The organism is Micromonospora sp. NBC_00362 (assembly GCF_026342155.1).
Taxonomy (GTDB): Bacteria; Actinomycetota; Actinomycetes; order Mycobacteriales; family Micromonosporaceae; genus Micromonospora; species Micromonospora hortensis.
Genome location: NZ_JAPENH010000001.1, coordinates 6,338,152 through 6,352,911, shown reverse-complemented (window position 1 = coordinate 6,352,911; position 14,760 = coordinate 6,338,152). Strand labels below are relative to the sequence as shown.

Genomic DNA, 14,760 nt, shown 5'->3' with positions numbered 1-14,760 from the left:
TGTAACTGGGCGGTCAGCGGCGGCTTTCGCCGCTGCCGATCTCCTCGCGCTCGGGTCGGGCCTCGACCGGCGGGTGCCCCGGCGAGACCGGTGCCTCGACCGGCTTCTCGATCGGGTAGAAGAAGCCCCGGATGGCCGGGCCGAGGGCCCCCAGCCGGTTCATCTTCTTCGGCACTACCCAGCCGACGTAGTCCAGCTGGCCGTGACCGTCAGCGTGACCGTTGGACGCGCTGAGCGGCTGGTGCACCTCGACGAACCGACCGTCCGGCATGCGCCGGATGATGCCGGTCTCCACGCCGTGCGCCAGCACCTCCCGGTCGTGCTGCTGCAGACCCAGGCAGAGCCGGTAGGTGACGTAGTACGCCAGCGGCGGGACCACCAGCAGGCCGATGCGGCCCGCCCAGGTCATCGCGTTCAGGCTGATCTGGAACTTGTCCGCGATCACGTCGTTGGCGCCCGAGAGCGTCAGCACGATGTAGAACGAGACGGCCATGGCGCCGACGGCGGTCCGGGCCGGAGCGTCCCGGGGACGCTCGAGCAGGTTGTGGCTCTTGCGGTCCTTGAGGTGCCGGGCTTCCAGGAACGGGTACATCGTCGACAGGCCCACCAGGATGCCGGGCAGCACGACAGTCGGCCAGAACAGCGGCGGGATGACGTACCCGTCGCCGAGCGGGATGTTGATTTCCCAGGCCGGCATGAGTCGGGTCGACCCGTCGAGGAACATGACGTACCAGTCGGGCTGGCTGGCGGCCGAGACCACCCACGCCTCGTACGGGCCGAACAACCAGATCGGGTTGATCTGGAACAGACCGCCCATCAGCGCGATGACGCCGAAGACGACCATGAAGAAGCCGCCCTGCTTCAGCGCGTACCGCGGGAACATCCGCTCGCCGACCACGTTGTTGTTGGTCCGGCCGGGGCCGGGCCACTGCGTGTGCTTCTGCTTGAAGACCAGACCCAGGTGGACGCTGATCAGCGCGACCAGCAGACCCGGGATGAGCAGCACGTGGGCGATGAAGAACCGGCTGATGATGATCGTGCCAGGGAATTCGCCGGCGAAGACCGACGAGGTGACCCAGGAGCCGATCACCGGGATGGACAGCATGATCGCCGAGGCGATCCGCAGGCCGGTGCCGGACAGGCCGTCGTCCGGCAGCGAGTAGCCGGTGAAGCCGGCCAGGAAGCCGACCCAGAACAGCAGCGAGCCGATGATCCAGTTGGTCTCGCGCGGCTTGCGGAAGGCGCCGGTGAAGAAGACCCGCAGCATGTGCACGACGATCGCGGCCATGAACAGCAGCGCCGCCCAGTGGTGCATCTGCCGCATCACCAGACCGCCGCGGACGTCGAACGAGATGTCCAGGCTGGAGGCGTACGCGGCGGACATCGGGGTGCCCTGCAGCGGTGCGAAGCTGCCGTCGTAGACCACCTCGGTCATCGCCGGCTCGTAGAAGAAGGTGAGGAACACACCGGTCAGCAACAGCACGATGAACGAGAACAGCGCGATCTCGCCGAGCAGGAAGGACCAGTGGTCCGGGAAGACCTTGTTCAGCAGCCTGCGCAGCGGGGTGGCCACCTGGAAGCGGTCGTCCACTCCCACCGCGGCCTTGCCCGGCGTCGCCGCAAGGTCAAACTTTCGACGCTTCATGGCCGCTCCCAGAAATCAGGCCCGACGGTCTCGGTGTAGTCGGACTTCGCCACGAAGAAGCCCTCGGAGTCCACCTCGATCGGCAGCTGCGGCAGCCGCCGGCTGGCGGGGCCGAAGACTGGCCGGGCGTTGTCGGTGATCAGGAACTGGGACTGGTGGCACGGGCAGAGCAGCCGGTTGGTCTGCTGCTCGTACAGGCTGGCCGGGCATCCCGCGTGCGTGCAGATCTTGGAGAACGCCGCGTAGTTGCCCCACATGTAGTCGCCATGGCCGATCTTCTCGTTGGCCCGGCGCGATTCCTGTGCGTCCGAGTCGCGGAGGTGGATCAGCAGCGTCGGCGAGTCGGCGTGCTTGTTGCTCACACCATGGTCGATGCCGGGGAAGACGGTGATCTGGCCACCGGTGCTGACGTCCGCCGGGCGGACCGGACGGCCGTCCTCGCGGACCAGGCGGATCCGCTCGCCGCCCTCGGACGTGCCGAACCCGGTGGTGAACATCTGGTTGTTCTTGTGCGGCTGCGAGATCAGGCCGCCGACCAGCGGCGCCGCGGCGACCGCGGCGACCGGCGCGAGACCGGCCAACAGCGAGATGCCGAGCAGAGGACGACGCTTCACGCCCAGCTCGTCCGCCATGTAGAGCATGGTCTGGCCGGTGATGGTGCGGCCGTCGGAGTCCACCTGGCCCTCGTGCCGGTCCTGGATCGAGACCTCCTTGGGCAGCAGCTTCTTGCCCCAGGTCAGGATGCCGAAGCCGACGGCGAGCAGCGCCACGCCGAGGGTGAAGCCGAGCAGCGGGGTGTAGAACTTGTCGCCGCCCCGGCCCGCCTCGTACTGCCAGGGCCACCAGATGTAGATGGCCAGGAAGGCGGTCGCGGCCAGGCCGGTGATCAGGAAGAAACCGGCGACCACCCGGGTCAGCCGACGCTCGGCCTTGGTGCCCGGCAGCACCTGTGGCTCGTAGTGGACGATCTCGATGTCGTCCCGACGCGCGCCCTCACGAACGATGTCGAACCGGGTCAGCTTGGGGTCGTTCACATCGAGCGGCTCCGGACCCTGTGAGGCCCGGTGCTCGGGGTGGGTGCTCATGCCGTCACCTCGCTACGGGTGGCGCCGAGCGGCACCACAGCACTGAATCGGATGGCCTGCTCGATCACGACTTACCCGCAATCCACAGGCTAGCGAAGACGAGCGCCACGATGCCAACCAGGAAGATCGCCAGGCCCTCGGTGGACGGGCCGTACCGCCCGAGGTTCAACCCACCCGGGTCCTGGTCGTGCTTCAGCGTCTCCTGGATGTAGGCGATGATGTCGGCCTTCTGCTCCGGCCGGAGCTGGTTGTCGCCGAACACCGGCATGTTCTGCGGGCCGCTCAACATCGCCGCGTAGATCTGGCGGTCGGTCGCGGGGTGCAGGCTCGGGGCGAACTTGCCCGAGGAGAGCGCACCACCGCCGCCACCGAAGGCGTGGCACTGCGAGCAGTTGATCCGGAACAGCTCACCGCCGGCGGCGATGTTGCCGTCCTCGCGGAGGTCGTCGCCCTCGGGCACGACCGGGCCGCCGCCGAGCTCCTGGACGTACTGGGCCAGCTGACGGGTCTGCTCGTCGGTGAAGACCGGGGGCTTGCGGTGCGCCTGGGCCTCCTGGCGGGCCAGCGGCATCCGCCCGGAGCTGACCTGGAACTCGACCGACGCCGCGCCGACGCCGATCAGGCTCGGCCCGCGGCCCTCGACGCCCTGGGCGTTGCGGCCGTGGCAGGTCACGCAGCTCACGTCGAACAGCGCCTTGCCCTCGGCGGCGGCGCCGGTCAGCTGCGGGTTGTCCTGCGCCTGGGCGCCCGGGGCGAAGACGGTGTACGCGCCACCGGCGAGCATCAGCGCGGCGATCAGCCGGACCGCGGCGCCCAGCCGGCGGCGGCCCCTGCTGCGCGCGGCGGGCCGCTCGCGCAACCGCGCGAGCAGACCGCGTCGGCGGTCGTTGTCAGAAGTCATGAGCGGTGTCCTTAACCGGTTGGACCTGTCTCAGGGGACGGAGCAGCAGCGCGGAATGTGACGCGCAAGATCACTGGAGCCAGTAGATCATGGCGTACAGCCCGATCCACACGACGTCGACGAAGTGCCAGTAGTACGACACGACGATCGCCGACGTCGCCTGCGCCGGAGTGAACCGGCCCATGGTCGTACGGACCATGAAGATGATGAAGGCGATCAGACCACCGGTCACGTGCAGGCCGTGGAAGCCGGTGGTCAGGTAGAACACCGACCCGTACCCGTCTTCGTTGATCTTGATGCCGTCGGCGACCAGGTGCCGGTACTCGTTCAGCTGGCCGAGGACGAAGATCAGGCCCATCACGAAGGTGACGGTGAACCAGCGCCGCAGCGCGTGCACGTCACCCTTCTCCGCCGCGAAGACGCCGAGCTGGCACGTCACCGAGGACAGCACCAGGATCACCGTGAAGGTGGTCGCGTACGGGATGTTCAGCGCCTCGGTGTGCTTCTCCCATTGCTCCGGCGCAGCCGCGCGGATGGAGAAGTACATCGCGAACAGCGCCGCGAAGAACATGAGTTCGCTGGAGAGCCACACGATCGTCCCGACGCTGACCATGTTTGGTCGGGTCAGAGAGTGGATCCGGCTCTTGTCAATGGCTGGGGCCGCAGTCACGCCGTCATTATTGCCCCTGACCGGGGCCGCCGATCAGCGGGGTGGCAAACCCGCGCCTTCCGTGGCCCGAGCGTCAGGGTCCGGTTCGCCTGGCCTAGCCTGAAAAGCGTGCTGCACGTCGATCCGATCTTCGCCGCCACCTCGGCCCCGCCGCCGTTCACCGTCGGCGCGGTGCTGACCGAGACCCGGCTGGACAGCTGGCTGGCCCTCGGCCTGGTGCTCGCCGCCGGCCTGTACCTCTACGGCGTGTACCGGCTACGCCTACGGGGCGACCGTTGGCCGATCGCCCGAACCGTGTTCTTCCTCGGCCCCGGCCTGGGCGGCATCGCGCTCGTCACGGTCAGCGGGCTGCACGCGTACGACACCGCGCTGCTGTCCGTGCACATGATCCAGCACATGGTGCTCTCCATGGTGGCGCCGATCTTCCTGGCGCTGGGCGCGCCGATGACCCTGGCCCTGCGCACCCTGCCGGTCGCGCCACGCAAGCGCCTGCTCGCGATCGTGCACAGCCGCGTCGCCCGGGTCTACAGCTTCCCGCTGGTGGCGTTCGCCATCTTCGTGGTCAACCCGTTCGTGCTGTACTTCAGTGATCTGTACCGCTACACCCTCGAACACGCCTGGGCGCACGAGCTGGTGCACGCGCACTTCATCATGACCGGCTGCGTGTTCTTCTGGCCGCTGCTCGGCCTCGACCCGCTGCCCGGCCGCTGGCCGTACCCGGCGCGTGCGCTGCTGATGCTGCTCTCCGTGCCGTTCCACACAGTGCTCGGCCTCACCATCATGCAGAGCAGCACGCTCTTCGGCGGTGACTGGTACCCGTCGCTCAACCTCGGTTGGGTCGACCCGTGGCAGGACCAGGTGGTCGCCGGCGGCATCCTCTGGGCCGGTGGCGAGTTCGTCAGTGTGACGATGCTCGCGGTGCTGGTGGTGCAGTGGGTCAAGCAGTCCGAACGGGAGGCCCGCCGGGTGGACCGCGAGCTGGACCGCCAGGAGGCCCGCGAACGCGCCGCCGACGCCGCGCCCGCCTGAGCTGCCCGGACGGTACGCCCCGACGCGCGACGCCGGGCGGGATGTCGGCTACGTCACGCCGACCGGTACGATCTGCGGGCAGCTACGAGGTGGGAGTTCCGGCATGACCGATCGTCTTTGCACCGTGTTGCTCTACAGCGACGACCCGCAGGTCCGTGATCGGATGCGGATGGCCGTCGGCACCCGGCCCGCTCCCGGTCTGCAGATCGAGTTCGTCGAGGCGTCGACCTACGCGGAGACGATCCGGCTGGTCGACGACTACGAGATCGACCTGCTGCTGCTCGACGGTGAGGCCAGCCCGGGCGGCGGCATCGGCATCGCGCGGCAGGTCAAGGACGACCGGGACGACGCTCCCCCGACCTGCCTGGTGATCGCCCGCGCCGCCGACCGATGGCTCGCCGCGTACGCCGAGGTCGACGCGACGCTGGTGCACCCGCTCGACCCGGTGACCACCGGCGGCACGGTGGCCGAGTTGCTGCGGACGCACGCACCCGCCTGACGTCTCACGCTCCTCCGGCACCCCCACGGCGCCGGATCTCCTCGGCGCCGGTTCCAGCCCACCCGCACTTCGCATGCTCGGGAGGCCCGCCATGGGCGATCGGACCTGGCCGCACCTGCTCAACGCGCTGCTGCGCGGTGACGAACTCTCCACCGCCGACACCGCCTGGGCGATGGACGAGATCATGACCGGCTCGGCGAGCGCGGCGCAGATCGCCGCCTTCGCCGTGGCGCTGCGGGCCAAGGGGGAGACCGCCGCCGAGCTGGCCGGCCTGGTGGAGGCGATGCTCGGACGCGCGGTCCCGGTGGCGCTCCCCGAGGAGCTGCGCCGTACCGCGCTCGACGTGGTCGGCACCGGCGGTGACCTCGCCCACACGGTGAACATCTCCACGATGACGGCGCTGGTGGTCGCCGGCACGGGCGTCCGTGTCGTGAAGCACGGCAACCGGGCCGCCTCCTCCCTGTGCGGCACCGCCGACCTGCTGGAGTTCCTCGGCATCCCGCTCGATCTCGGGCCGGAGCAGGTTGCCCGCTGTGTCGAGGAGGCCGGCATCGGGTTCTGCTTCGCGGCCCGCTTCCACCCCGGGATGCGGCACGCCGGCCCGGTCCGCCGCGAGGTGGGCGTGCCCACCTTCTTCAACTTCCTCGGCCCGCTGACCAACCCGGCCCGCCCCCGGGCCGGCGCGGTCGGCTGCTTCGACCTGCGGATGGCCCCGGTGATGGCCAGCGTGTTCGCGGCCCGTGGCGACTCGGCGATCGTGATGCGCGGCGAGGACGGGCTGGACGAGTTCACCACCGCCGCGCCCACCCGGATCTGGGCGGCCCAGGGCGGCACCGTACGCGAGGTCGTGCTGGACGCGACCGACCTGGGGGTACCCCGGTCCACCCTCGCCGATCTGCGGGGCGGTGACGCCGCGTACAACGCTGGCGTGGCCCGTCGCCTGCTGGCCGGCGAGACGGGCCCGGTCCGGGACGCGGTCCTGGTCAACGCGGCGGCGGCGCTGGCCACCCAGGGCCCGCTGGACGGCGACCTGACCGAGGCGCTCCGCGCCGGCCTGGCCCGCGCGGCCGAGTCGATCGACTCCGGCGCGGCCGCCGCGACCCTGGACCGCTGGATCGAGACCGCCGCCGCCTGACCTCACCACCACCCGAATCGCCGGCGTCGTCCGCGGGCGGATTCGTGGACGTCGCGCGGATGCCGACCAGGGGGCGACCGTGCGCGGAGATTTGTCGGACCCGTCTGGGAAACTACAGGTGAGTAGTTCTCTGCTGCCGTCGGTGCGTCGTTGTCGCATCCGGGGGCGGTCCGCCTGGTATCCGAGAGGAGACGCCCGTGTCGCATCGCGAGCTCTACTGCGACGTCTGCGAGGGCGTGGCGCTGTTCGAGGCGCCGCCCTGCGTCGACAGCCACGGCACCGACTGTCCAGAGCTGATCTGCACCGACTGCGGCGCCGCAATCGTGGTCGGCACGTTCGCCTTCCCGGTCACCCGGCTGGCCACCCGCCGCCGCCAGCCCGCCCGCCGCGCCGCCTGACCGCCGCGCCACTCTCGGCGGGGTAGAACATGACCGAAGGCCCGCTCCCCTTCCGGGGAACGGGCCTTCGTCGTGCCGGGTCGGTCGCGACGGCGACCGGGCGGATCAGTGCTCGGCGGTACGCCGGGTGCCGCTGTAGTACTCGAACAGGAGCCCACAGGCGGAGAAGACGACGGCCAGCAGACCGGCGCCGATCAGCCAGTACTGCCAGAACACCATGCCGAGCGCGGCGATCGCGGCGGCCAGCGCCAGACCGAACGGCCAGTAGCTGCCCGGGCTGAAGAAGCCGACCTCACCGGCGCCGTCGGCGATCTCGGCGTCCGGGCGGTCCTCCGGGCGCAGGTCGATGCGGCGGGAGACGAACCAGAAGAAGCCACCGCACATCGAGCAGAGCAGGAACGACAGCAGCAGGGCGACGGTGCCGACCCACTCGATGCCGCCCGACGCACCGTTCGTCCAGGCGCCGTAGAGGATGGTGGCGCCGAAGAGGAACCCGGCGATGATCAGGAAGATACGCCACTCGGTCTTCATGCGGCTGCCTCAGCTTCCCGTGCGGGCCGGAACGTCGTCCGGGTTGAAGTTGTCCTGCGTCCGCCGCGTGTCGAACGGCTGCGTGGTCGTCGCGTACGGCTGCTCACCGATCGCGGACAGCGCATCCTGGGTCGACTTGCCGCTCTGCTTGGCCGCGAGGAACTGGTCGTACTTCTCCGGCGAGACCACCCGCAGCTCGAAGTTCATGAACGCGTGGTAGCTGCCGCACAGTTCGGCGCAGCGCCCGACGTAGGCGCCCTCGGCGTCCAGGCTCGAGACCTCGAACACGTTGCGGATCTTGCCCGGCATGACGTCCCGCTTGAAGAGCAGCTCGGGCACCCAGAACGAGTGGATGACGTCGCGGCTGGTCTCCTCGAACCGGATGGACCGGTTGGTCGGCAGCACCAGCACCGGGATGACCTCACTGGTGCCGAGCGTCGACGCGGTGGTGCGGGCTTCAGTGCCCTGGCCGTCCCGGTAGTTGAACTGCCAGTTCCACTTGAACGCGACGACCTCGACAGTGACGTCCGGGTTCTTCGACAACTTGTCGACGTCGGTCTGCACGATCGCCGTGTAGTAGAAGAGCACGGAGACGATCAGGATCGGCGCGATGGTGTAGAGGAACTCCATCGGCATGTTGTAGCGGGTCTGCACCGGCAGCGCGTTGCCACGCTTGCGGTAGCGCACGACGCACCAGAAGATCAGGCCCCACACGAAGACGCCGACCGCGAGCGCGGCGATGCAGGAGGCGATCCACAGGTCGTACATCCGCTTGGACTCCGGCGAGATGCCGCCCTGCGGCCAGCCGAAGCCGTGGAACGTCTGACCCACGTCACAGCCCGTGAGCAGAACCAGCAACGCCACGCCACCGAGACCGAGCCCGGCCAGGCGACCAGCACCACGCCCCCGGCGTCCACCAACCCCTGGGGAAGCGCTGTGCCGTACGGCCGACGGCCGTACCTCCGAACTCCTTGCGACCACCTGGTCCTGCCTCCCTAGCGCGCCGCGGTGCGTCTTTCCTCAGCACCCGCGGCAAAGGCGTCACCGACGGTCGCAGATTACTCGACCATGACGGACTCGGCCGTGGTGGGGTCACTGTCCGACCCCCATCGGGGGGATCCTAGGCATACCGCCGCGATAGCGTTTGGTCTGTGAGCGCGAGGAACGAGCCGGGGTCGCGAGCCCCGCGACCGCGAACGAAGGCAGGTCTGTGAGCGCATCCCCGGTCTACCTGGACGCGGCGACCGCCGCGCCGATGCACCCGGTCGCGCGGCAGGCCCTGCTGGCCGCCCTCGACGACGGCTGGGCCGACCCGGGCAAGCTGTACACGCAGGCCCGCCGGGCCCGGCAACTACTCGACGCCGCCCGCGAGGCCACCGCGCTGACGCTCGGCGTCCGCGCCGACGAGGTCTCCTTCACCCCCAGTGGTACGACCGCAGCCCACGGCGCGGTGCTCGGCGGCCTGGTGGGGCGGCGCCGGGTCGGGTCGACGCTGGTGCACTCGGCGATCGAGCACTCGGCGGTGCTGCACGCGGCGGAACGGCACGTCAACGCGGGCGGGACGGCCACCGCGGTGCCGGTCGACCGGTTGGGCCGGCTGGACCTGACCGCGTGGTCGACAGCCGTTCGGGCCCCGTGGGTCGCGCTGGCCGCGTTGATTACCGCCAGTCACGAGGTGGGGACGGTGCAGCCCGTCGCCGAGGCGGCGGCCGCGTGCGCCGACGTGGGTGTGCCGCTGTACGTGGACGCGGCGCAGTCGGTGGGCCGGGTGCCCCTGCCGGCCGGCTGGTCGGTGCTCACGGCGAGCGCCCACAAGTGGGGTGGGCCACCCGGCGTGGGGGTGCTGGCGGTCCGGAAGGGCGTTCGCTGGGAGTCACCCTGGCCGGCCGACGAGCGGGAGAGCGGACGTACCCCCGGAGTGGTGAACCTGCCCGCGGTCGTGGCGGCGGCGGCGAGCCTGCGGGCGGCGGCGGCCGACGCGGCGGCCGAGGCGACCCGGTTGGCCGCCCTGGTGGACCGGATCCGGGAGCGGGTAGCGGCGGAGGTGCCCGACGTGGAGGTGGTCGGCGACCCGGTGCTCCGGCTCCCCCACCTGGTGACCTTCTCCTGCCTGTACGTCGACGGGGAGGCGCTGCTGCACGCCCTGGACCGGCGGGGCTTCGCCGTGTCGTCCGGCTCGTCCTGCACCTCGTCCACGTTGCGTCCGTCGCACGTGCTGGAGGCGATGGGGGTGCTCTCGCACGGCAACGTGCGGGTCAGCCTGCACCGGGAGACGACCGAGGCGGACGTGGAACGGTTCCTGACCGAGCTGCCGGGGATCGTCGCCGGGCTGCGGGCCGAGGCCGGGGTCGTGGGGTTGTGACGACGCCGGACGAGGTGGTCGACTGCCGGGGGCAGCGCTGTCCGCTGCCGGTGATCGCGGCGGCGCGGCGGATGCCCGAGGTGCCGGTCGGCACTGTGGTCCGGGTGCTGGCCGACGACCCGGCGGCGGCGGTCGACATCCCCGCCTGGTGCCGGATGCGCGGCCAGGAGTTCCTAGGGTCCGTCAACGGCCCAGACGGCCCCGCCCACGACATCCGCCGCACCCACTAACCCGGCGCTACCCCGGCGCTACCCCGGCCACCCCCGCGATCTTGCAGTTTCTGCGTGGACAAAGGGGTGCAGAAGCCGCAAGACGGCGACAGAAAGTGCAAGATCGCCAGGGTGGGGGCGGGGTTACGCCGGGAGGAGGTGGGGGCGGACCTCTTCCGCTGCGGTGTCGCCGTAGGACTCGGCGAGCCGCTTGACGAACAGGTCGCGGCGGACGTCGTACTCCTGGGTGCCGACGGTCTCCAGGACCAGCGTGGCCAGCAGCGAGCCGACCTGGGCGGCGCGTTCCAGGCCGAGACCCCAGGAGAGTGCGGTGAAGAAGCCGGCCCGGAAGCCGTCGCCGACGCCGGTCGGGTCGACCGCGCGGATCTCCCGCGCGATCGGTACGTGGATCGGGTCGATGCCGCGACCGGCGATCTCCACACCGTGCTTGCCCAGCGTGGTGACCCGCACCTTGACCAGGTCCAGCAGTTGGTCGTCGCTGAGCTGCGCCTTGCTCTGCAGCAGCGACTTCTCGTAGTCGTTGGTCATCAGGTACTCGGCGCCCTCGATCAGCGCCACCACGTCCTCGCCGGGCATCCGGGCGAGCTGCTGGGACGGGTCGGCGGCGAAGGCGTACCCGCGGGTGCGGCACTCGGCCGAGTGGCGCAGCATCGCCTCGGGGTCGTTCGCGCCGACCAGCACCAGGTCCAGACCGCCCAGCCGGTCGGCGACCGGGGCCAGCTCGATGTTGCGGGCCTCGCTCATCGCACCGGCGTAGAACGACGCGATCTGGCACATGTCGGTGTCGGTGGTGCAGACGAAGCGGGCGGTGTGCGCCACCTCGCTGATGTGCACCGAGTCGCAGTCCACGCCGTGGCGCTCCAGCCAGGAGCGGTAGTCGGCGAAGTCGGCGCCGACCGCCCCGAGCAGCACCGGGCGCAGCCCGAGCTGACCCATCCCGAAGGAGATGTTCGCCGCCACCCCGCCGCGGCGGAGCACCAGGTCGTCCACCAGGAAGGAGAGGGACACCTTGTGCAGTTGATCGGCGATGAGCTGGTCGGCGAAGCGACCGGGGAAGCTCATCAGGTGATCGGTGGCGATCGAGCCGGTGACGGCGATCTTCATGTCAACCCTCGGGGTCGGGAGCAGGGCGCGGTCAGCCTACCGGGACGGCAACCCGATGGTCACCGCTCGGTCGGACAACGGCAACCAGGCCGCCACGACCCCCTTCGGGACCGCTCCCGGACGGGTGCGACCGCCGACAAATACGCCGATGGGGCCGTCCCGAAGAACGGCCCCATCGTCGCTGGTGTGTGGTGTGACTCAGTTGAACGAGTCACCGCAGGCGCAGGAGCTGCCCGCGTTGGGGTTGTCGATGGTGAAACCCTGGGCGTCGATCCGGTCGGCGAAGTCGATCGTCGCGCCGGAAAGGTACGGGGCGCTCATCCGGTCGACGACGACCTCGACACCACCGAAGTCGGTCACGACGTCACCGTCGAGCGAACGCTCGTCGAAGAAGAGCTGGTACCGCAGGCCGGAGCAGCCGCCCGGCTGCACGGCGACGCGGAGCCGCAGGTCGTCGCGGCCCTCCTGCTCGATCAGGGCCTTGACCTTCTGCGCCGCGACGTCGGTGAGGACGACGGAAGTAGGGGCCTTGGCCTCGGTCGACTCGGTCTGCGCTGGCGTGGTCACGTGGAAGTCTCCCTGCGCGGTTTGGGTCCGGACGCACTGGCCAACGTCGCGCGTCGTCCAGTGATTCCCGGTTGTGGTCCTCACCCGATCGTACGCCGCCTTGGCCGGGCTCACCCGCGTGGCGTGACCCCCGCCGCAGGTAGGCCCTCGGTCGGGGCGGACTGACGGGCGGTCGGGAGGCTCAGCGGCTCCACTGCCGGGCCAGTCGGGCGCCCAGCTCGCGCAGCCCCTCCGCGGGCCGGCTCAGCGCCGCGTCGAGCCCGCCGCCCTCCTCGCCGCCGAAGTGCTCCACCAGGCTGTACGCGTCGGTCACCCCGGCCGAGGCGGCCTCCCGCCGACCGGTGCTCACCTGCCCGGCCACCACCACGCAGGGCACTCCCCGGTCACGGGCGGCGCCTGCCACCCCGGCGACGACCTTGCCGCGCAACGACTGGTGGTCGAACGACCCCTCACCCGTGATCACCAGGTCGGCGGTGTCCAGCGCGGTGTCGAGTCGGGTGGCGCGGGTGACCAGGCCGATCCCCGACTCGCAGTCGCCGCCCAGGGCGAGGAGCGCCGCGCCGATGCCACCGGCGGCCCCGCCCCCGGGCAGCGCGCCCAGCACCGCCGGGCAGCCGGCCAGGTCCCGTTCCAGCACCGCCGCGAAACGCTCCAGGGCCGCGTCGAGCAGCAACACGTCGGCGCGGTCGGCGCCCTTCTGCGGCCCGAACACGTTGCTGGCCCCGTGCAGGCCGAGCAGGGGGTTGTCCACGTCGGTGGCCGCTACCAGCCGGACACCGCGTAGCCGGGGAGCGCCGTCCAACGCGTCGACCGCGGCGAGCGCGGCCCCGCCGTACGGCAGCGCGGCGCCACCCTGGTCGAGGGGGGTCACGCCCAGCGCGGCGAGCATTCCGGCGCCGGCGTCGTTGGTGCCGGAGCCGCCCAGCCCGATCACCACGGTGCGGGCACCGCTCTCCACAGCGGCGGCCACCAGCAGACCCAGCCCGTACGAGGTGGTGGCCTTCGGGTCGCGCTCGGCCGCGGAGAGCAGGTGCAGACCACACGCCTGCGCGCTCTCCAGGTAGGCGGTCGCGCCGTCGGCGGTGAGCAGGATCTCACCGGCCGCCGGACGGCCCAGCGGATCGACGGTCGGCACCTGCACCCGCCGGCCGCCGAGGGCCTCGGCGAGCACCTCCACGAAGCCCGGTCCGCCGTCGGCGAGGGGCCGGATCAGCAGATCGTCTCCGTCGGTGACGGTGCGCCAACCGGCGGCGACGGCGGCGGCCACCTCCGGTGCGGACAGGGTGCCGGCGAACTTGTCCGGGCAGAGCAGCACGCGCATGCCGAGCAGTGTGGCAGCCCACACCGAGCGAGGCTGCGTCGCGCTCGCGCTGTGGGACCATGGGCTACGTGACTTCGACCTGGGTGGAACCCTCCAACACGGCGACGGCTCTGCTGCTGCTCGGCCGGGGCAGCGACCCCGACACCGAGCGCGGCGTCGAGTGTCCGGGCGACCTACCGGCGCCCAGCGATCCGGATCTGGTGGCCCGCGCCACCGCCGCGAAGGCGAAGCTGGGCAGCAAGGTCTTCGTGCTGGGGCACCACTACCAGCGCGACGAGGTGATCCAGTTCGCCGACGTGACGGGTGACTCGTTCAAGCTGGCCCGGGAGGCCGCGGCCCGCCCGGACGCGGAGTACATCGTCTTCTGCGGCGTGCACTTCATGGCCGAGAGCGCCGACATCCTCACCACCGACACCCAGCGGGTGATCCTGCCCGACCTCGCGGCGGGTTGCTCGATGGCGGACATGGCGGTGCTGGGCCAGGTCGAGGCCGCGTGGGACACGCTGACCGAGCTGGGCATCGCCGGCGACACAGTGCCGGTGACGTACATGAACTCCTCGGCCGACATCAAGGGCTTCGTGGGCCGCAACGGCGGCGTGGTCTGCACCTCGTCCAACGCCAAGCGCGCCCTGGACTGGGCCTTCGAGCAGGGGTCGAAGGTGCTCTTCCTGCCGGATCAGCACCTGGGCCGTAACACCGCGGTGTTGGAGATGGGTCTGTCGCTGGACGACTGCGTGCTCTACGACCCGCACAAGCCCGGTGGCGGGCTCACCCCGGAACAGCTGCGCGACGCCAAGATGATCCTGTGGCGGGGGCACTGCTCGGTGCACGGCCGGTTCACCCTGGAGAGCGTCAACGACGTACGGGAGCGGGTGCCCGGGGTCAACGTCCTGGTCCACCCGGAGTGCCGGCACGAGGTGGTCACGGCCTCCGACCACGTCGGGTCCACCGAGTACATCATCAAGACCATCGAGGCGGCCCCGGCCGGCTCGGCGTGGGCGCTCGGCACCGAGTTGAACCTGGTGCGCCGGCTCGCGCTGGCGCACCCGGACAAGCAGATCATGTTCCTGGACAAGGCCGTCTGCTACTGCTCGACGATGAACCGGATCGATCTGCCGCACCTGGTCTGGGCCCTGGAGGAGCTGGTCGCGGGCCGGGTCGTCAACCAGATCACTGTCGACACCGACACCGCGCACCACGCGCGGGTGGCGCTTGATCAGATGCTCGCGCTGCCCGGCGCGGACACTCCGCCGCCGACGGTGTCCTGATCACGATCCGTAGCG

At 70.7% G+C, this 14,760-nt stretch carries 16 protein-coding genes; 7 read left to right on the top strand and 9 right to left on the bottom strand.

Going from position 1 to position 14,760, the window contains the following annotated elements; all coding sequences use genetic code 11:
- Positions 1-13: 13 nt before the first annotated feature.
- The 4 genes from OG992_RS29405 to OG992_RS29390 all read right to left on the bottom strand — a co-directional run bounded on the left by OG992_RS29405 (position 14) and on the right by OG992_RS29390 (position 4,301).
- Complete coding sequence (locus tag OG992_RS29405) at positions 14-1,645, bottom strand: ubiquinol-cytochrome c reductase cytochrome b subunit (protein ID WP_238682817.1); 1,632 nt, start codon at positions 1,643-1,645, stop codon at positions 14-16.
- On the bottom strand, positions 1,642-2,730 hold the full coding sequence (locus OG992_RS29400) for a ubiquinol-cytochrome c reductase iron-sulfur subunit (RefSeq protein ID WP_238682816.1): 1,089 nt from the start codon (positions 2,728-2,730) through the stop codon (positions 1,642-1,644). The genes OG992_RS29405 and OG992_RS29400 overlap by 4 nt, the downstream gene beginning before the upstream one ends.
- A gap of 64 nt (positions 2,731-2,794) precedes the next feature.
- Entirely contained in the window at positions 2,795-3,631 is an 837-nt protein-coding gene (locus OG992_RS29395; protein WP_238682815.1) for a cytochrome c, read from the bottom strand.
- A 70-nt stretch (positions 3,632-3,701) separates the two neighbouring features.
- The gene (locus OG992_RS29390; protein WP_112582810.1) at positions 3,702-4,301 is read right to left on the bottom strand and encodes a heme-copper oxidase subunit III; all 600 of its coding nucleotides are present in this window, start codon (positions 4,299-4,301) and stop codon (positions 3,702-3,704) included.
- A gap of 99 nt (positions 4,302-4,400) precedes the next feature.
- Between OG992_RS29390 and OG992_RS29385 the strand changes: the two genes are divergently transcribed.
- From OG992_RS29385 to OG992_RS29370, 4 genes are all read left to right on the top strand, one after another.
- Positions 4,401-5,330, top strand: a complete 930-nt coding sequence (locus tag OG992_RS29385) for a cytochrome c oxidase assembly protein (RefSeq protein WP_238682872.1) — start codon at positions 4,401-4,403, stop codon at positions 5,328-5,330.
- A 103-nt stretch (positions 5,331-5,433) separates the two neighbouring features.
- Positions 5,434-5,829 carry a hypothetical protein gene (locus OG992_RS29380; protein ID WP_091407513.1) on the top strand — a complete coding sequence of 132 codons (396 nt, stop codon included), beginning with the start codon at positions 5,434-5,436 and terminating at the stop codon, positions 5,827-5,829.
- Between the two features lie 91 nt (positions 5,830-5,920).
- Positions 5,921-6,964, top strand: coding sequence for an anthranilate phosphoribosyltransferase (trpD, locus tag OG992_RS29375; RefSeq protein WP_266304855.1), 1,044 nt, complete (start codon positions 5,921-5,923; stop codon positions 6,962-6,964).
- Between the two features lie 197 nt (positions 6,965-7,161).
- The gene (locus OG992_RS29370; protein WP_238682813.1) at positions 7,162-7,362 is read left to right on the top strand and encodes a hypothetical protein; all 201 of its coding nucleotides are present in this window, start codon (positions 7,162-7,164) and stop codon (positions 7,360-7,362) included.
- 105 nt (positions 7,363-7,467) lie between these two features.
- Here the strand turns inward: OG992_RS29370 and OG992_RS29365 are convergent, their stop codons facing one another.
- Both OG992_RS29365 and coxB read right to left on the bottom strand, forming a co-directional pair.
- On the bottom strand, positions 7,468-7,893 hold the full coding sequence (locus OG992_RS29365; RefSeq protein ID WP_091407506.1) for a cytochrome c oxidase subunit 4: 426 nt from the start codon (positions 7,891-7,893) through the stop codon (positions 7,468-7,470).
- A gap of 9 nt (positions 7,894-7,902) precedes the next feature.
- Entirely contained in the window at positions 7,903-8,874 is a 972-nt protein-coding gene (gene coxB, locus OG992_RS29360) for a cytochrome c oxidase subunit II (RefSeq protein ID WP_266304854.1), read from the bottom strand.
- 229 nt (positions 8,875-9,103) lie between these two features.
- Between coxB and OG992_RS29355 the strand changes: the two genes are divergently transcribed.
- Entirely contained in the window at positions 9,104-10,255 is a 1,152-nt protein-coding gene (locus OG992_RS29355) for a cysteine desulfurase family protein (RefSeq protein ID WP_266304853.1), read from the top strand.
- Positions 10,252-10,485 carry a sulfurtransferase TusA family protein gene (locus OG992_RS29350; protein ID WP_266304852.1) on the top strand — a complete coding sequence of 78 codons (234 nt, stop codon included), beginning with the start codon at positions 10,252-10,254 and terminating at the stop codon, positions 10,483-10,485. The genes OG992_RS29355 and OG992_RS29350 overlap by 4 nt, the downstream gene beginning before the upstream one ends.
- A gap of 123 nt (positions 10,486-10,608) precedes the next feature.
- Here OG992_RS29350 and OG992_RS29345 read toward each other — a convergent pair whose 3' ends face one another.
- The 3 genes from OG992_RS29345 to OG992_RS29335 all read right to left on the bottom strand — a co-directional run bounded on the left by OG992_RS29345 (position 10,609) and on the right by OG992_RS29335 (position 13,477).
- Positions 10,609-11,589, bottom strand: coding sequence for a carbohydrate kinase family protein (locus OG992_RS29345; RefSeq protein ID WP_124820724.1), 981 nt, complete (start codon positions 11,587-11,589; stop codon positions 10,609-10,611).
- A gap of 198 nt (positions 11,590-11,787) precedes the next feature.
- Complete coding sequence (gene erpA, locus OG992_RS29340) at positions 11,788-12,156, bottom strand: iron-sulfur cluster insertion protein ErpA (RefSeq protein ID WP_091407494.1); 369 nt, start codon at positions 12,154-12,156, stop codon at positions 11,788-11,790.
- Positions 12,157-12,337: 181 nt separating this feature from the next.
- Positions 12,338-13,477 (bottom strand): glycerate kinase, encoded by a 1,140-nt coding sequence (locus OG992_RS29335; protein WP_266305293.1) that lies wholly within the window; start codon positions 13,475-13,477, stop codon positions 12,338-12,340.
- A gap of 68 nt (positions 13,478-13,545) precedes the next feature.
- Between OG992_RS29335 and nadA the strand changes: the two genes are divergently transcribed.
- Entirely contained in the window at positions 13,546-14,745 is a 1,200-nt protein-coding gene (gene nadA / locus OG992_RS29330; RefSeq protein WP_266304851.1) for a quinolinate synthase NadA, read from the top strand.
- Positions 14,746-14,760: the final 15 nt, after the last annotated feature.